General features: G+C 67.7%; 17 protein-coding genes and 1 pseudogene. 15 read left to right on the forward strand and 3 right to left on the reverse strand.

Annotated elements, in window-relative coordinates; genetic code table 11:
• Positions 1–58: 58 nt before the first annotated feature.
• Together BAY61_RS17965 and BAY61_RS17970 are read right to left on the reverse strand one after the other, a co-directional pair.
• Positions 59–1,201 carry an acyl-CoA dehydrogenase family protein gene (locus BAY61_RS17965; protein ID WP_091808735.1) on the reverse strand — a complete coding sequence of 381 codons (1,143 nt, stop codon included), beginning with the start codon at positions 1,199–1,201 and terminating at the stop codon, positions 59–61.
• Positions 1,202–1,338: 137 nt separating this feature from the next.
• A complete protein-coding gene (locus BAY61_RS17970) occupies positions 1,339–1,962 on the reverse strand; it encodes a TetR/AcrR family transcriptional regulator (RefSeq protein WP_170140270.1) in 624 nt (207 codons plus the stop codon).
• 343 nt (positions 1,963–2,305) lie between these two features.
• Between BAY61_RS17970 and BAY61_RS17975 the strand changes: the two genes are divergently transcribed.
• Genes BAY61_RS17975 through BAY61_RS17995 form a run of 5 tightly spaced genes read left to right on the forward strand, consistent with a single transcriptional unit; the run spans position 2,306 to position 7,752 of the window.
• The gene (locus BAY61_RS17975; RefSeq protein ID WP_091808739.1) at positions 2,306–3,448 is read left to right on the forward strand and encodes a zinc-dependent alcohol dehydrogenase; all 1,143 of its coding nucleotides are present in this window, start codon (positions 2,306–2,308) and stop codon (positions 3,446–3,448) included.
• 49 nt (positions 3,449–3,497) lie between these two features.
• Positions 3,498–4,787 (forward strand): Rieske 2Fe-2S domain-containing protein, encoded by a 1,290-nt coding sequence (locus tag BAY61_RS17980; RefSeq protein WP_091808741.1) that lies wholly within the window; start codon positions 3,498–3,500, stop codon positions 4,785–4,787.
• Between the two features lie 31 nt (positions 4,788–4,818).
• On the forward strand, positions 4,819–5,337 hold the full coding sequence (locus BAY61_RS17985) for a hypothetical protein (protein ID WP_091808743.1): 519 nt from the start codon (positions 4,819–4,821) through the stop codon (positions 5,335–5,337).
• Entirely contained in the window at positions 5,334–6,308 is a 975-nt protein-coding gene (locus tag BAY61_RS17990) for a PDR/VanB family oxidoreductase (protein WP_091808745.1), read from the forward strand. Before BAY61_RS17985 ends, BAY61_RS17990 begins: the two co-directional genes overlap by 4 nt.
• A gap of 37 nt (positions 6,309–6,345) precedes the next feature.
• Positions 6,346–7,752: an aldehyde dehydrogenase family protein gene (locus tag BAY61_RS17995; RefSeq protein WP_091808746.1), complete on the forward strand. Its 1,407-nt coding sequence runs from the start codon at positions 6,346–6,348 to the stop codon at positions 7,750–7,752.
• Between the two features lie 33 nt (positions 7,753–7,785).
• Here BAY61_RS17995 and BAY61_RS18000 read toward each other — a convergent pair whose 3' ends face one another.
• A complete protein-coding gene (locus BAY61_RS18000; protein ID WP_091808748.1) occupies positions 7,786–8,553 on the reverse strand; it encodes an IclR family transcriptional regulator in 768 nt (255 codons plus the stop codon).
• Positions 8,554–8,769: 216 nt separating this feature from the next.
• Between BAY61_RS18000 and BAY61_RS18005 the strand changes: the two genes are divergently transcribed.
• The 10 genes and pseudogenes from BAY61_RS18005 to BAY61_RS18045 all read left to right on the forward strand — a co-directional run bounded on the left by BAY61_RS18005 (position 8,770) and on the right by BAY61_RS18045 (position 17,505).
• The gene (locus tag BAY61_RS18005; RefSeq protein ID WP_211323620.1) at positions 8,770–9,159 is read left to right on the forward strand and encodes a Rieske (2Fe-2S) protein; all 390 of its coding nucleotides are present in this window, start codon (positions 8,770–8,772) and stop codon (positions 9,157–9,159) included.
• Positions 9,146–9,451: a hypothetical protein gene (locus BAY61_RS18010; RefSeq protein WP_091808751.1), complete on the forward strand. Its 306-nt coding sequence runs from the start codon at positions 9,146–9,148 to the stop codon at positions 9,449–9,451. The genes BAY61_RS18005 and BAY61_RS18010 overlap by 14 nt, the downstream gene beginning before the upstream one ends.
• Positions 9,452–9,490: 39 nt before the next feature.
• Entirely contained in the window at positions 9,491–10,693 is a 1,203-nt protein-coding gene (locus BAY61_RS18015) for an amidohydrolase family protein (RefSeq protein WP_091808753.1), read from the forward strand.
• Positions 10,694–10,877: 184 nt separating this feature from the next.
• Positions 10,878–11,186, forward strand: a pseudogene (locus tag BAY61_RS33580) (FAD-binding oxidoreductase); the annotation flags it as partial.
• Entirely contained in the window at positions 11,165–12,088 is a 924-nt protein-coding gene (locus BAY61_RS18020; protein ID WP_245865184.1) for an FAD-binding oxidoreductase, read from the forward strand. The pseudogene BAY61_RS33580 and the gene BAY61_RS18020, both read left to right, overlap by 22 nt.
• A 366-nt stretch (positions 12,089–12,454) precedes the next feature.
• Entirely contained in the window at positions 12,455–13,552 is a 1,098-nt protein-coding gene (locus BAY61_RS18025) for an ABC transporter substrate-binding protein (protein WP_170140271.1), read from the forward strand.
• 44 nt (positions 13,553–13,596) lie between these two features.
• Positions 13,597–14,430 (forward strand): ABC transporter permease, encoded by an 834-nt coding sequence (locus BAY61_RS18030; protein WP_091808756.1) that lies wholly within the window; start codon positions 13,597–13,599, stop codon positions 14,428–14,430.
• Positions 14,431–14,473: 43 nt separating this feature from the next.
• Positions 14,474–15,346 carry an ABC transporter ATP-binding protein gene (locus BAY61_RS18035; protein WP_245865186.1) on the forward strand — a complete coding sequence of 291 codons (873 nt, stop codon included), beginning with the start codon at positions 14,474–14,476 and terminating at the stop codon, positions 15,344–15,346.
• Positions 15,347–15,610: 264 nt separating this feature from the next.
• Positions 15,611–16,468, forward strand: coding sequence for a (2Fe-2S)-binding protein (locus BAY61_RS18040; protein WP_091808757.1), 858 nt, complete (start codon positions 15,611–15,613; stop codon positions 16,466–16,468).
• A 35-nt stretch (positions 16,469–16,503) separates the two neighbouring features.
• Positions 16,504–17,505, forward strand: a complete 1,002-nt coding sequence (locus BAY61_RS18045) for an ABC transporter substrate-binding protein (protein WP_170140272.1) — start codon at positions 16,504–16,506, stop codon at positions 17,503–17,505.
• Positions 17,506–17,539: the final 34 nt, after the last annotated feature.

The following is a 17,539-nucleotide window of genomic DNA, read 5'->3' on the forward strand; positions in this document are numbered from 1 at the left end:
TTGCACAGCTGAAAAAAGAACCGACGGTGCCCCTTGGCACGATGCCGGTGCTGGAGGGTCACAATCCGAAGGTCTTGCCGATGATGTCACGCTGGACCTCGCTGGTTCCCGCGAAGACCGTGGCGATGACGTTCTGCCTGAGATGTCGTTCCATGTCGTATTCGGTGGTGTATCCGGCGGCGCCCATCATCTGCATGCCTTCGAGCGCGGCCTTCTTCGCGGTTTCGGTGGCCTTGAGTTTCGCCATGGACGCCTCGCGCGGCCACTGGCGGTCCTTGTCCTCGTCCGCGAGCCGCGCCACGTCGTACACGAGCAGCGACGCGCATTTGATGTCGACGGCGAGGTCGGCGAGCCGGTGTTTGAGTGCCTGGAACGAACCGACCGGCCTTCCGAACTGTTCCCGCTGGCGCACGTATTCGAGGGTGTCGTCGAAGGCCCTGCGGGCGTTTCCGAGGAACGTGGCAGCGCACACGAGCCGCTCGAAGTTGAGCCCTGCCATGAGCTGGCTCCACGCCTGGCCTTCGACGCCGACCAGATTGTCGTGCGGCACCGTGGCATCGGTGAAGAACACCTCGTTGATCTCGCGCCCGCCGAGGGTGTCGATGGGGCGGATGTCCACGCCGTCGGTACCGGCAGGCACGACGAGCATGCTGATGCCCTCGTGCCGGGAGCCGCCGTCTCCGGTCCGGCACACCAGCAGGATCCGCTCCGCGTACGGGGCGCACGAGATCCAGGTCTTCTGGCCGTTGATGACGTATCCGTCGGCGGTCCTGCGCGCCGCGCACCGGAGCGCGGCGACGTCCGAGCCGGCCCCTGGTTCGCTCATCGCGATCGCGGAGACCTCGCCTCTTGCGAGGCTGCCGATGACTTCCGCTCGCTGCGACTCGGTTCCGAAGCGCTGGATCGTGCTGCCGACGATCATGGAGATGCCGAGCCCGAAGACCGGAGCCTGTCCGTAGGCCAGTTCTTCCAGCAGCAGGCACGCCTCGGTGATGCCACCACCACTGCCACCGTATTCCTCGGGGAAGGCGACGGCGCTCCAGCCGAGTTCGCCGATCTTGCGGTTCAGTTTCTCGTTGTGCGCGCTTCTGCCGCCGTCGGTGAGTGCGATCCGTTGCTCACGCGTACCGCACTCCTTCGCGACGAAATCGCGAATGGCCTCGGCGAAAGCGGTTCTGTCCTCTGTCAGGCTCAGCGACATCCGGCACCCTTCGCTCGCATCGGTCGCCGTCGACCGTTGCGGAGGACGATACAAACATCCCGGGATGGATGTCAATCATTCGGAGCACGCCCTGATCGCCCATTCGGATGATCACCTCACGAGCGCCGGCCGGGCGCTCAACCCGCTTCGGCCTCCAGCAATGCCGCCACCGCCTGTTCAAGCACCGTGAGCTGGCGTTGTTCCCGCTCGGGACTCGGCAGCAACGCCGACTGGAACGCCATCCCCCGCATCACGTTGACGGCGTGGGCGCCGACCTCCCCGAGCCGCCGCGCGGACTGCCTGCCGTCGTCGAGCGCCGCGGTGGTGACGTCCCCGATCCGCCTTCCGATCTCGCGCTCGGCCTCGATCAGCTTCGGCCGCAATTCGCCCTCGCTGCGAGCGGCGACGTGCAGTTCGTCGGCCGCGGTGAACAGGTCGGTCTGGAACGAGCGCCACAGCGCGTCGAGCACGGGCCGGATTCCCTTTCCGGCCGCCTGATCCAGCTCGGCGACCGTCACCACCATCAGCTTGTCGTGCAGGTACAGCAACGCTTCCACGACCATCTCGGCCTTGGTCGACCAGTGGTGTTTCTGCGCTCCCCTTGTGAGCCCGGAGATCTCGGCGATGCGTTCCGACGTCGCACCGCGGTAGCCGTACCTGACGATCGCGGTGATCGTGGCGTCCAGTACCGCCGAGCGCGTCGCCGCGCTCCGTTCGGCGTTGCTGCGCCGCTTCTTTTCCGGCGCCCGCTCCGTACTCATCGCGAACATCCTCTCCCCGGAGCGCCCCCACCGGCCCTGCCGACCTCGCTGTCACTGTCCCCGTCGTCCGTGGTGTTCACGACCGCGATTATCACCGGCCCACGTTCGTGCTGTCAGCCCGGCCACGTCACCACCGTCGCACAGTGCTTCCCGGGAAGCGGAATTCGCGCGGTCCCCACGGACGCGACTGTCCACTCGCGAGGGTTCGAGCAAGCGGCGGCCCGGATATCGGACTCGATCTCCCGCCTCTTGACGGGCCGGACCAACCCTGTCTAGCCTTCTATCACTAAGCGATTTTCAGCTATCACACACCGATAGCTCTTAGGTCGAGGAGACAACGGCGATGACGCACCCGCCCAGCGCCGGTCCCGAGGGCACGCGAGAAACAGCTCTGCCCTCCTTCGCGCGAGCCAGCGTGGCCCTGCCAGGCGCCACCGGTGAGATCAGATCGTTTCCGCTGCACGAGCCGGGACCGGACGAGGGCTGGCTCGCCGTCACCGCTTCCGGAATCTGCGGCACCGACGTCGGCCTGTTCGCGCGCGGCGTCTCCGAACCGACGGTGCTGGGCCATCACGTCGTCGGCACGGTGGCCGCCCTCGGCCACGAGGCGGCTCGCCGACGTGGTCTCGCGATCGGCGACCGCGTTCTTCTGGAGGAATACCTCCCTTGTGGACGGTGCCCCACCTGCGCGACCGGTCCCTACCGGCTGTGCCCGGAAACCGATCTGTGGAGCGGAGGACTCAGGGTCGGCACGATTCCCGCGTCGGAACCTCCCGGCCTGACCGGAGGAAACGCGGAGTACACGTTCCTCGCGGCCAACACCGTCACCCACCGGCTTCCGGACGAGCTCACCGACGACCTCGCGGCGTGGGTACTCCCCTACGCCAACGCGATCGACTGGGTGACCTCGGCCGGGGCGCTGCGCGCGGGCGACACGGTCGTCGTTCTCGGCCCCGGTTATCACGGGCTCGCGGTAGCGGCCGCCGCGCGGTGGGCTGGGGCACGCCGGGTCGTGGTCACCGGCCTCGCCCGCGACCGCGAACGGCTGGCGATCGCCGAAGCACTCGGCGCGAAACCAGTCGTGACCGGTGACGACCCCGACGGCACGGCTGCCGCCGTCGGCGCGCTCACCGGGGGCTCCGCCGACGTCGTCGTGGACACGGTGGGACCCGACCCCGGCGTGCTCGGCCCGGCGACCGCGATGCTCGGCCACGGCGGGCGGCTCGTGCTCACCAACCCGAAACAGCCCTCGGCCGCCTCGTTCGACACGTCCTCGCTCATCCGCCGGGGACTGCGGGTGCTCGGAGTCCGCGGCCGCTCCCCCGAAGCCATCGCCGCCGCCATCGAATCACTGACCGATGCGAGCTCGGGCCTCGGCGCCGTGCCGACCGTCGAAACCGGACTCGACGACACCGCGCACATGCTGGCACTGCTGGCCGAAGGCAATGGGCCGGAGTCACCGCACGTCGTCGTCCGCCCCCGCTGATCGGGTTGTCCACCACAGACCACGATTCCACCAGTAGAAGGAGCACGTCTTGCTGACCCGGGAACAAAACGAACGACTGGTCCGCACCAACAAGGGCACCGAGATGGGCACGCTGCTCCGCCGCTACTGGATTCCCGCCTTGCTGGCCGAGGAGATCCCGGAGCCGGACTGCCCGCCGGTACGGGTGCAGCTGCTCGGCGAGAAGCTCATCGCGTTCCGCGACACCGAGGGCAGGATCGGGCTGATCGACGAATTTTGCAGCCACCGCACCGCGTCCCTGTTCTTCGGCCGCAACGAGGAATGCGGGCTCCGGTGCGCCTACCACGGCTGGAAATACGACGTGAACGGCAATTGCGTCGACATGCCGTCCGAGCCGCCGGAAAGCCGGTTCAGGGAGAAGATCAAGCAGACGGCCTACCCTTGCGTCGAACGCGGCGGAGTGATCTGGGCCTACCTGGGACCGCCCGAACTCAAGCCGGAGGCGCCCGAACTGGAATGGGCGACCCTGCCCTCCTCACGGGTGTTCGTCTCGAAACGCATTCAGGAGACGAACTTCATGCAGGCGATGGAAGGTGGCATCGATTCGAGCCACGTGTCCTTCGCGCACCGGTTCAACATGGACAACGACCCCATGCACGCCGGAACCGACGGGCTGAAATACCTCAAGGCCGACACCCGCCCCAAGTTCGAGGTCATCGAGTCCGACGGCGGCCTGCTGATCGGCGCGCGGCGCAACGCCGACGAGGAGGAGTATTACTGGCGCATCACCCAGTGGATCATGCCCTGGTACACGATCATCCCGCCGTTCGGCACGCACAACCCGCTCGGCGCGCACGCCTGGGTTCCCATCGACGACGAGACGTGCTGGGCATGGAGCATCAACTACCACCCCACCCGCGATCTGCGTGAGGACGAACTCGCGTCGATGCGCGCTGGCGAGGGCATTCACGTGAAGTACGTCCCCGGCACCTACCGCACACTGGCCAACAAGGACAACGACTATCTCATCGACCGCGAGGCCCAGCGCGACAAACTGACCTTCAGCGGGGTCGAGGGCATCTCGGCGCAGGACTTCTCCTTGCAGGAGAGCATGGGCCCGATCGTCGATCGCACCAAGGAACGCCTGGGCACGAGCGACGCGGCGATCATCCTCGCCCGCAGGAGGTTGCTCGCCGCGGCCGAGGACGCCGCGGACGGCGAGTCCCCGCTGCCCGGCGAACTCACCGAGCACCACGCCGTGCGCTCGGCCTCGGTGCTGCTACCGAAATCGGTGCCGTTCAACGAGGGCGCGCGGGACGCGCTCGTCGTCCACCCCGGCGAAGAGTTCGTCTCCATCTGAGGCGCCCGAAACGAAAGGAGGGCAGCCGATCATGGCCGAGATCTCCTGGACAAGGCGCTCCTACGAGGCCGGAGTCCTGCTGATCCCGCTGGAACGCGAAGCACGGTCGTGGACCGGCGCGCACGCCGACGCGCTCGCGGGCATCACCGTCGCCGGCGAAGCGCTGTTGCCCGCCCAGCGGCGGTTCGAACCGGAGCCGGTACCCGAGTCCGGGGAAGGGCGCGCGGTGAGCAGCCCGCTCGACCACGCCATGCACGGCGCCGACGTCGTCGTACTGTTCACCCTCGACCTCGGCGCGGTCGACCGCGAGGCGGTGACCCAGCTCGGTGACGCGGCCCGGCTGTCGGGCACCCTGCTCGGCACGATCGTCGTCAGTCCCGGCGCACGGTGGGAGCGACCGGACGCCCACGGCGCGATGACCAGTATCCGGGAGGCCGCCGACAACGTCGTGATCCTCAAGGACGACGGATTCGTGCTCGCGTTCCTGCACGTCCTGCGCGGCGGGCCACAGGAAAACGCCCGCGACGGGCTCGCCGGGGTGGCGCCATGACCGCGGCGCTGCCGATGACCGTGCGGGTCGTGCGAGCCTGCTGGGAATCCGAAGGCGTACTGTCGCTGCGCTTGCGCGCGACCGGAGGGCAACCGCTTCCGCCGTGGGAACCCGGCGCGCACATCGACGTCATACTGCCTTCGGGGCTCGTGCGCCAGTACTCGCTGTGCGGATCGCCGGACGACCCGGACTACACCGTGGCCGTGCTGCGCGAGCGGGACGGCCGGGGCGGCTCGGCCGAGATCCACGACACCGCGCTCCTCGGGCGCGAACTGCGCATTCTGGGGCCTCGCAACCATTTCCGGCTCGAACCGGCGGCTGCCTACGTTTTCGTCGCGGGCGGTATCGGCATCACGCCGCTGCTGCCGATGATCGCGGCGGCGTGCGCGCGAGGCGTTCCGTGGGAGCTGCACTACGGGGGACGGCGCGCGGACACGCTCGCGTTCACCGGCGAACTGTCCCGCCTCGCCGAACGTTCCGGCGCGACGCTGCGGCTGTTCGCCGACGACACCGACGGCCCACTACCCCTCGGTGAGATCGTCGGCGCCGCGCCGCGCGAGGCCATGCTCTACGCCTGCGGTCCCGGCGGGATGCTGAGCGCGCTGGCCGACGTCGTCGAACACCAGCGAGGCGATCTGCCACTGCGCTTCGAGCGGTTCGAGAAGGCGCGCTCGGAAGGGGAATCCGCTCCCGGGCCGGAATCGTCGGCGTTCGAGGTGGAACTGGCTTCGACGGGTGAGACCGTCACCGTCCACGAGGGACAGTCGATTCTCGATGCGGTCAGGGAGAAAAGGCCGGATGTCCTGTTCTCCTGCGAGGAGGGTTTCTGCGGCACGTGTGAGACCAAAGTACTCGCAGGCAGCCCCGTGCACAGGGACACGATTCTCAGTGAACGGGAACGGGCGCGGAACGCTTCGATGATGATCTGCGTGGGCGGCTGCGCCTCGGCCCGGCTGGTACTCGACCTCTGATCGTGTCTGACAAACCCGTGAGTCCGGAAAGGACACCATGACGAGCACCGCACCGCATCCGGAGGACACCGCGCGCTGGGATCCGCCATCGCGGCCTGTCGATCCCACATCGCTGCGCCCGCTCCCCGAGGTCGCCGCGACCCCGGCCGACGAACTCGACGACGCCGTCGCGCGCGCCGACGCGGCGCTGCCGCGATGGAGCCGGGACGGCGCCCACCGGGCGAGGGTGCTGCGCGCGTGGGCGGAAGCGCTGCGGGCCGAGACCGAGGGCCTGGTGGCGGATCTCGTGCGGGAGACCGGAAAACCGGTCGCCGAGGCACGTCGCGAGGTCGCCGGAGCGGCCGACGCGCTCGACTACAACGCCGGCCTTGCCAGGCTCACCGGCGGGGCCACCACGACCCAGCCGGACGGCACGATCAGCAGGCTGGTGCGCGAGCCGGCCGGGGTGAGCCTGCTGCTGGTTCCCTGGAACTGGCCGGTCATGCTGATGGCGCGTGATCTCGCTCCCGCGCTGGCCGCCGGGGTGACCGCGATCGTGAAACCGGCCCCGCAGACGGTGCACGTGACCCGCAAGGTCGTCGCCATGGGGCACAGGGCCGGAGTCCCCTCCGACGTGCTGCACGTCGTGTCGGGCGACATCGCGGTGGCTCAGCACCTCATCGGTCGTCCGCTGGTGAGGGCGGTCGCGTTCACCGGCTCCACCAGTGTCGGCGAGCGGGTTCTGGCCTCGGCGGCCGCGACGATGACCCGGCCACTGCTCGAACTCGGCGGCAAGAATCCGGCGATCGTGCTTCCCGACGCCGATCTCGACGTCGCGCTTCCGGCGCTGGCCCGCTCGGTGGTCATCACGGCGGGCCAGATGTGCATGGCCTGCTCACGAGTGCTGGTGCATCGCTCGATTCTCGACGAGGCGGTGACGGTCGTCGGTGATCTGCTCGCCGCGCTGCGGCTTGGCGATCCCGCCGATCCGGCCACCGAGCTCGGCCCGCTGATCTCGCCGGGCCACGCCGCCTCGGTGCTCGGCCACATCGATGCCGCCCGCGCGCACAGTGCGGTTCGCGGTGGCGAACTGACCCATCCTGGCATCGCCGGGCACGTCGTGACTCCGGCCGTCGTCCAGGCTCCCCCGCTGGATTCCGGGATCGTCTCCACCGACGTCTTCGGTCCCGTCGTGACGATCGAGCCGTTCGACGAGACGGCCGAGGCAGTGCGGATGGCCAACGCGACGCCCTACGGTCTCGTCGCGGGAATCTGGACCAGGGACAGCACCCTTGCTCAGCACCTCGCTGGCGAGATCCACGCCGGGACCGTGTGGGTCAACGGCTGGGGTGGTTCCTATCCGGACATACCCACCGGTGGCTACAAGTCGTCCGGTCTCGGCCGCACGCGCGGGATCGCGGGCGTGCACCAGTTCACCGAACTCAAGCACATCCACGTTTCCTGACCGGGAATCCTTTGTGGACAAGCACGAGCATGTTCAGTCGCGGTAGCCGGGACTGAGCGCGTGGGAGAGATCGGCCGCGGCCGTGCGGATGAGATCGACGACGAGATCCTTGCGCTCCTCGTCCATCCGGAAGATCGGGCAGGGCGCCGACAGGGTCGCCACCACCTTGCCTTCCTCGAACACCGCCGCCGAGGCCGCCCACACCCCCTGGTCGATCTCCTCGTTACTGATCGCCCAGCCCCTGGCGAGGTCCTTCTCGATCTGGCTGAGCAGCCCCTGTTTGCCCTCGACGGGAGGCAGCGCACCGGCGCTCAACGCCGCGTCGATGTAGTGGCTTCGTTCCTCTGGCGACAGCGCGCCGAGCAGCAGCCGGACGCTGGCTCCTCGCAGCAGCGGCAGCGGCTGGCCTGGTTCGAACGAGAGCCGGAACCGGCTGGGCGTCTCGATCCGGTGGAAACACACCGGATTTCCGCCGACCATGCGCATCAGCAGAACCGCCTCGCCGATGCTCTCGGCCAGCCGCCGCATGTAGGGCTCGGCGACATCCATGATCGGCGTCGCCTGCCTTGCCGCGCGGGACAGCGCGGTGACGCGCATCGTGAGGTGGTAGCGGCCACGGGAGCCCTCCTCGATCAATCCCATGTCCCGCAACATCGCCACGTAGCGATGGACGGAGGGAACGGGGATGTCCAGCGTCTCGGCCAGTTCACGCGCCGAGGCGCTCGGCTTCTGTTCCGTGAACGCGAACAGCATCTCCAGCGCTCTGCGCGCGCTGTCCGCTCCGGATCTCGTACCCGTCACCCTGTGTCCCTCACTTACCGTCCGCGAGCCGTCGATGCTATCGAAACCCGTTGCGCGAGCGCGGGATCTCGCACGTGGTGTTCATTGACGCCACCATTCGAGAATCGTAGACTCGGCTATCATTGAGCGATTTCACGCTATCATACAGCGATACAAGAAGTCCGGCGGGTCGCCCGCCCCGGCCGACCGGAGTGGCATCAGCGCGAGGAGAGCACCGTGACAGTGAGCACTGGCCGAACGTCACCCGTCGTCGTCGGCCGCAGCGACGACGTCGCCGAAGGCGGGCGCTACGTCGTCGCCGTCCGCGACGATCTGCACATCGGCGTGTTCCGGTTCAGGGGCGCCCTCTACGCCTACGAGAACACGTGTCCCCACCAAGGCGGCCCGGTGTGCCAGGGCAGGCTCGTCGACGGGGTCACCGAACGCCTCGACGAGCTGCGCAACAGTCTCGGACTCGCCTTCGACGACGACGATCCGCACCTCGTGTGCCCGTGGCACGGATTCGAGTTCCGGCTCACCACGGGAGAACATCCCGGTTCGAGCCGGTTCCGGCTGCGTGCCTTCGACGTGTCCGAACACGAAGGAGAAATCAGTGTCCACATCTGACACTCCCGTCCTGACCGGCTTGCCCGAGGTCGCCGCGCTACTGGAACGGCATGTCGAAGACATCGTCGGAAGCACGGGCGAACCGCACGGCACAGTCGGCCAGGACGTACTGCGCACGATCGTCACCGCCGCCGCGAAGCTGTACGCGCACCACAGCGAGCACTCCGGCGCGGCCAACCCGCTCACCGACGAGGTCAGCCCGACCGCTGCCGTCGATCTCGCGTGTGGCCTGCTGCGCGCACGAGACCTCAACCCCTTCGACCTCGCGCTCTGGTTTTCCCGCGACGCCTGACCGGTTCCTCAGCCCACCACGATCCGCAAAGGAGCCGACGTGTCCCCGACATCCGGTCCGCGACCGCTTCCCTCGCAGGAAATCACCACGAAGACCCACACGGCGGAAATTCTGGCCAACGCGCGAAGGGACACCGAACGCTACGGCCTCGACGAGATCTTCATCGTCGACGTCGATTCCCACCACGCCGAGCTCAACTCGTGGCGCGACATCATCGGCTACGTCGAGGATCCGGTGCTACGCGACACCGCCCGGCAGATGATGGTGCACCGGCCGCAGGCCGGCCAGCTCGCGCTCAGCAACTACAAGGCGGGACTGGCCTTTCAGGACGCGGGAGCCCGTATCCCCCACCAGTCGGCTCTTGCCGAACCGGTACCCGTCGACGGCAACAACAGGGACATCGAGCTGGTCCGGCGCGCCATGGACGTGATGAGTATCGACGTGCAGGTCGTGTTCCCGCAGCCGATGCTGGAAATCGGCCTGCATCCGGAGCCGGGTATCGCGGTGCAGTTGATGAAGGCCTACAACCAATGGTTCGTCGAGCAGATCCTGCCAGGCGACCCGCGCATCAAGACCATGCTCGGGCTTCCCTTCGAGGACCCCGCGGCATGCGTGGAGACCATCCGCGCCTACGGCGACCATCCCGACGTCATCGGTTTCCTCGTCACGAGCCAGCGGCACGCCGGCGTTCACCGCAACGAATACACCCGCATATACGCCGAGCTTGAGGAACGCGGGCTGCCACTGGGTTTCCACGCGGGACCGTCCTGGCAGGACAGCATGACGACGACGATGAACCGGTTCCTTTCCGTGCACGCGATGTCGTTCGTCACCTGCAACATGACGCACCTGACCAACTGGATCGTCAACGGCCTTCCCGAGCGGTTTCCCGGTCTGCGCACCATCTGGATCGAGAGCGGCCTCGCCTGGATCCCGTTCATGATGCAGCGGCTCGATCACGAATACCTGATGCGCCAGTCGGAGGCTCCGCTGCTGCGCAAGCTGCCCAGCGACTACATGCGCGACATGTACTTCACCTCGCAGCCGATGGAAATCACCGACCTGAAACTGCTCGAAGCCACCTTCCACGCGATGGACGCGCGGAACACGCTGCTCTACTCGTCGGACTGGCCACACTGGGACTTCGACGTGCCGGGCAGGGTCATGTCGATCCCGTTTCTCGACGACACGGCCAAACGCAACATCCTCGGCGGCAACGCCCGCACCGTGTTCGGCCTCTGAACAGGGAGGGTGATCCGTGCCCGGTCCACTCGGCGAGGAACTCGCCGCCCTGCTGCCCGGTGCCACCGTCGTGCTCGATCGCGACGTCCTCGGCGCGCACGCCACCGACCGGGCGACCTTCTGTCCACACGGGACACCGGCGGCACTCGTCAGGACAGCCTGCCGCGAGGACGTCGTCGCCGTCATGGAGTTCGCCGCCCTCAAGCGCGTCCCCGTCGTCCCGCAGGGCGCCCGTTCCGGAGTGGCTGGTGGCGCGAACGCCGTCGACGGCGCGATCCTGCTCGATCTGACCCCGATGAACCGGATACTCGACATCGACCCGGTGGAACTGACCGCGAAAGTCGAGCCGGGGGTACTGAACGCCGAACTGTCCCGCGCGGTGGCGAGGGAGGGACTGTACTACCCGCCCGATCCGTCCTCAACCGAGTTCAGCACCATCGGCGGCAACATCGCCACCAACGCTGGCGGCCTGTGCTGTGTGAAGTACGGGGTCACCGCCGACTACGTGCGCGGCCTCAGCGTCGTACTGGCCGATGGCCGCGTGCTCGACACGGGCACGGCCACCGCGAAAGGCGTCGCCGGTTACGACCTGACCCGGTTGTTCACCGGCTCGGAGGGAACGCTCGGCGTGATCACGCAGGCGACCCTGTCGCTGCGAACACAGCCCCCCCCCCCCCTGCGTCGACGGCCGTCGCGTTCTTCACCTCGCTCGGCTCAGCCTGCGCCGCCGTCGGGCGTCTCGTCACCGAGTCGAGCCCGCCGTCGATGCTGGAATTCCTCGACAGGGCATCGGTCGACATCGTCAGAAGCCACAGGGAACTCGGGTTTCCCGACGACGCCGAGGCGATGCTTCTCCTTCAATACGACGACCACTACGACTCGGACCGCGCCGACCCGATGACCAGAGCGGCCGGGATCGCCGGTGAACACGGGGCCGAGATCATCGTGGCCGACACTCCCGCCGAGGCGCACACCCTGCACGAGGCGAGGCGAAGTCTCGGCGTCGCCACCGAACGCCTCGGCGCGTCGCTGATCGAGGACGTCTGCGTTCCCCGGCGCGCACTGGGCGCGTTCGTCGAGGGAGTCGCCGCGATCGGGAATCGCCACCACGTGCGCACGGCCTGCGCGGGGCACGCCGGTGACGGCAACATGCACCCGAAAATCATCTTCGACGCGACCGATCCCGACGACGTTTCCCGTGCCCGCGAGGCGTTCGACGCCGTGATGCGGCTCGGACTCGACCTCGGTGGCACCATCACCGGTGAGCACGGTGTCGGACTGCTCAAACGCGACTGGCTGCGGACCGAACTCGGCCCGGTGTCCATGGAGCTGCACAGGGGAATCAAGCAGCTGTTCGATCCGCACGGCATCCTCAATCCGGGAAAGGTCCTGTGACGGCGCGTTCTCCAGCCCACAATGGAGTTTTCGGAAACTTCGCAAACTCCATTGTGGGCGGTTTCGGCCGCCAGAACGCTTCCGTGGCCACGAGGCGAACCCGTGCGGTACAAACGACTTTCCCGCGCGCGAGCGTATCGGCGAGCACGGAAACTGTTGACTCGCCTGCTTCTTCAGCCTACGCTACAAAAATCACTAAGCGATACACCACTATCGCAGAATGATAGAAAGCGGAGGGATTCGGAGCGACCGGTGACCGCGAGGCACCTCCGCGTGACGCCTCGGCAAGTTCGAAGGACGCCTCGCACACGTCGCGATTCCCGCTGTGATCACATTTCTGCATGGCCACAACGAGGTGACGCCGTCATGCCGACCTTCTCCCGCACCCGCCGACGCCGGTGGCGAACCACAGGCGCGATGGCAGCCGCCATCGCCGTCGGCGTGACCACCGCCTGCTCGCCGGGCGAACCCGACCCCGCCGACGCGGGGGCCTGCGGCGGACAGACCGTGCGGATCGGTTTTCTCAAGAGCAGCCCCAGTGACGCACCGTTCATCCTTGCCGACGAACTGGGCTACTTCGCGGAGGAAGGGATCAAACCGGACTTCTACACCTTCGACTCGGCGGCCAAGATGGTCGCGCCGCTGGGCGCGGGCCACCTCGACGTCGGCGGCGGCGCGCCGTCGGCCGGGTTGTACAACGCCGTCGCCAGAGGTGTCGCGATCAGGATCGTCGCCGACAAGGCGACGCTCGAACCCGGCTACGGCTACATGCCACTTCTCGTGCGCAAGGACCTCGTCGACAGCGGCGCGGTGAGCGGGCCGGCCGACCTCGCCGGGCGCACCGTCGCCGAACCGGCCCAGGGCACGGCGACCTCATCCACCCTCCAGGCGATCATGGACTCGGCCGGCAAACGCTACGACGACGTCAAGCACACCTACATGCGGATGTCCGAGCACGCGACCGCGCTCGGCAACGGTGCGATCGACGCGTCGATGACCACCGAGCCGACCGCCACCCTCGCCGAGGAGCGGGGCGTCGCGGTGCGCATGGTCGATCCCTCCGGGCAATACCCCGGGCAGCAACTGGCCACCGTGCTCTACAGCGAGGATTTCGCGCAGGACAACCCCGAACTCGGCGACTGCTTCATGCGCAGCTTCCTCAAGGCCGTCCGCACCTACATGGCCGCCGTCCCCGGCGGCGACTGGACAGGGCCCCGCGCCGAGGAACTGAGCGAGATCATCGGCGAGAACGTGGGCATGGCCCCTGCACTGCTGCGCCGCACGGTGCCGACCCACATGGACCCCAACGGCCAGGTCAACGCCGAGAGTCTCAATCGCGACTACCGGTTCTTCGCCGGACAGCGGTTCCTTGAGAACGAAGTCTCGATCGACGCGCTCATCGACAGGACGTTCGCGAGGAAGGCGGCGAGCGAACTCGGCGTGGTCGGCGACACCGGCTCATAACGGCGAGCACGCCGCCCCCATTCCCGGCCAAGGAGATTCCTTTCATGACAACACATGCCGCCCCGCGACAATCGCCGGCTCCGGTCAAGACCTCCCCCGCACCGCCCCGCAAGCGCGCGAACGGCGGCAAGAACACCGACCGCGCTCTCGCGGTACTGAGTCCCGTCCTGCTGCTCGTGCTGTGGGAGATCGGAACAAGGTCGGGCTTGCTCGACGAGCGCTTCTTTCCCGCTCCCACAAGCATCTTCGGCCAGATGATCACCATGATCCAGGACGGGCAACTGTGGGAACACACCGGAGCCAGCATCCAGCGACTGTTCCTCGGTTTCTGGCTCGGCGTGATCCCCGCGCTCGTCATCGGGATCGTCATGGGGCTCAGCCGCCGGTTCCGCGCGGCACTGAGCCCGCTGATCTCCGGCACCTACCCGATTCCGAAGAGCGCGCTGCTTCCCTTGATCCTGCTCGTTTTCGGGCTCGGTGAGATGTCCAAAGTGGCCATGGTGGCGATCGGAGTCTTCTATCCGGTCGTGCTCAACACCGTCTCCGGCGTCTTGCAGATCCAGCCCATCTACTACGACGTAGCCAGGAACTTCGGCGCGTCGCGGTGGCGCGTGTTCCGCACCGTCGCGCTTCCCGGCGCGCTGCCGAGCATCATGACCGGGGTCGAGCTCGGCGCCGGGCTGGGACTCATTCTCATCGCACTGGCCGAAATGGTCGGTGCCGAATCGGGGCTCGGGTTCATGATCTGGAACGCGTGGGAACTGTTCCAGGTGGAACAGATGTACGTGGGAATCATGGTGATCGCGGTGATCGGATTCGCCGTCGCACTGCTCGTCAAGGAAATCGCCAGGCTGCTCATGCCGTGGGCCCGTTCCTGAACGCCGTCATGACCGGCAACACCGTCAGCAAGGAGACGTGACCGTGACTACCGCGGACAGCAAGACCACGAACAGCACGCGAGCCCCGGTGGCTCCGGCCAAGATCGCGATCACCGGGCTGGGCCGGGTCTTCCCCGTGCGCAAACAGGATGTGGTCGCGCTCGACGACATCAACATCGACATCCCGGCAGGACAGTTCTTCGTCATCGTCGGTCCCAGCGGCTGCGGGAAGACGACCCTGCTGCGCATCATCGCCGGACTCGAAACACCCTCGTCGGGGCAGGTGACCGTCGAGGCCAGCGACGGGGACCGGCCGCTGAACTCCATGATCTTCCAGGGCGACTCGATCTTCCCGTGGATGACGGTGTGGGACAACGCGGCCTACGGCCTCAAGGCACGGGGAGCACCGGATTCGCAAGTGCGCGACACCGTGGGGCACTATCTCGACAAGACGGGCCTCACCCACTTCGCCGACGCGTATCCGCACCAGCTGTCAGGGGGCATGCGGCAGCGCGTCTCGATCGCCCGCGCCTTCGCCAACGATCCCGAGGTGCTGCTCATGGACGAGCCCTTCTCGGCACTCGACGAGCAGAACAAGACGCTGCTGCAAGAGGAACTGCTGCGCGTGTGGGAGGAGAACCGCAAGACCGTCGTCTACATCACGCACAGCGTCGACGAGGCGGTCACCCTCGGCGACCGGATCATGGTGATGACGGCGAGGCCGGGCAGGGCAAAGACGTTCGTCGACGTCCCGTTCGAGCGGCCCCGCGACGTTCTCGGCCTCCGCCATGTCCCCGAGTACGGGGACATGGTCTATGAGATCTGGGATCACCTGCGCGACGAGGTGAAGCAGACCCAGCGGGCGGCGGTGGCCAACGCGGGCAGCCGCAAGCGCCGCCTGCTCGGCAAGCGATGAATGTCCGCCCCGCCGGGCCCGGCGGGGCGTTTTTCACCGGAGACCATCGTGCGGCGATCGTCACAACCCCGCGCCCCACGGTGCGCACCGGCGTCGCCCCACTCGGGCGCGGACGCCTGACCAGGCACGATCCCGGCGGCATCCGCCTCGGCTCGCGTCGCGCGCCTTCGCCAGAGCGCCACGAGGGCTCGCCCGAGGATCCCGTACCGACGGGTAGCCGAAGCGGGGCTTCGCGCATGATCGGACTTTGTGTAGCCTTACCTAATGCAGGTGAGTGACCGCGGGCCCTTGACTCCCGTCGTGGAGGCGTGCGCCGGATTGACGTTCGCACCGTTGCCGGTGCTGCTCAGCGCGCCGCCGCAGGAACAAGAGGGCATCCGCTGGTGGCGGCTGGACCGGCTGGTCGAGGAAGGCATGATCGGCCCCGCGTTCGACGCCTTCCGCGAACTGCGCGGACCCCAGCAGATCAGCGCGGCGAGCGTGCACTTCCTCAAGAGCTTCGGCAGGGAGCTGATCTTCCTCGCCGCGGCTGGCACCTATCTTTCCGGCCGTTCCGCCGACCTGAGCCCCCGCCTGGTGTGGCTTCCCGCCGACGAGAACAACCTCTTCGGCGACGTGCACATCGTCAGCTCGCGCGTGGCCGTGCCCAGCGACATCGCCGACATCACCGACATCACCGGCCAGGCGCCGGACACCGTCGTCGTCGGCGACGAGAACGAGCTCGACGAGTGGACCAGCGCCCACATCATGGCGTTGTTCGGGCCGGTGATCGACGCGCTCAGCGCGCACACCAGGGTCGGCCGCCGCACGCTGTGGGGCTACGTGGTGGACATGCTCGGCTTCTACATGCTGAATCCGGCCCGCAAGCTCGGCAACGACCTCGACCTGGCGTGGCGCCGGAGTGAGCGGCTGATGAACTCGCTGCTCGCCGCCGGTGCGCCGATCCGCAAGGAACCCCGGCTGTTCTGGTTCCAGCCGGAGAAGCCCAGTGGCGCGTGGGGCGTGCGCGGCACGTGCTGCTTCGACTTCCGCGCCGACCCCGAGCACGGCTACTGCATCACGTGCCCGCTGGAGAACGACACGGTCCGGCAGACGAAGTTCGCCGAAGCCTTCGGCGACTGATCTCCCCTCATATCACTCCCCACTGGAGGACATCAGTGCACAAGCCAGCTTCCCTGCTGGGCAGACGGACCTTCCTCGTCGGTGTCGGCGCCGGTCTGGCGACGCTCGGCCTCAGCGCGTGCGGCCCCTCGGGGACCTCGTCGCCTGCGGAGTCCACAAAGGACACCAAAACCGTCACCCATCCCTATGGAAAGACCGACGTCCCGGTGAAGCCGTCCCGCGTCATCGCGCTGGACCCCGGCCAGGCGCAACAGATCGCGCTCGAACACGGGATCCCGCTGGTGGCCTCGGCGACGCTCGACGCGGAACCGCCCGTCCCCGGCTACCTGCCCAGCCAGCAGACGGCGTTCGAGCACCTCGGCTTCGGCCAGGTCGACGTCGAGGCACTCGCCGAATTCCAGGCCGACCTCATCATCGGCAACACCGCCTCGTTGCAGGACAACTTCGAGGCGGTCGCCGGGCTGACGAGCACCGTCGCCTACGCCAACACCCGTGACAAGGTCGAGTGGTACGACTCCGCGCTCACCGTCGCCGACATCTACGGCGTCAGGGACGCGCAGCAGAAGAAGCTGGACGAGTACCGGGCACGCGCCGAACGGTTCAAGTCGGGCAACGCCGATCTGTTGTCCACCAAGAAGATCGCGCTGCTGCGGTTCACGACCGACGAACTGCGCATCGTCACGGACTCGGTCATCTTCCCCTCCCGCATCCTCACCGACGCCGGTGTCCAGCGCACCGAGTCGAGCAAGCCGGAAGAAGCCGACGACACCTACACCAGCCTCTCCCCCGAGCAGGTGGGCAGGCTGGCCGACGCCGACGTCATCATCCACTTCAGCGGTGGCGGCGCCTTCGAGGGCGGCCAGGTGTCCAGCACGTTCAGCAGGTACACCGAGGGCGAGTTGTGGCAGCGGCTGCCCGCTGTCGAGGCGGGCAAGGTCTTCGAGGTACCGCGAATCTCGTGGTGGGACGGTGCGTCCACCTCCGCCGCGGGAACGATGCTCGACGACCTGGAACGCCTGCTCCCCCAGTTCGCGTAAGCGAAACCGGGGCGGGTGCTCGCGGAGCACCCGC

The sequence above is a fragment of the Prauserella marina genome (assembly GCF_002240355.1).
Lineage (GTDB): Bacteria > Actinomycetota > Actinomycetes > Mycobacteriales > Pseudonocardiaceae > Prauserella_A > Prauserella_A marina.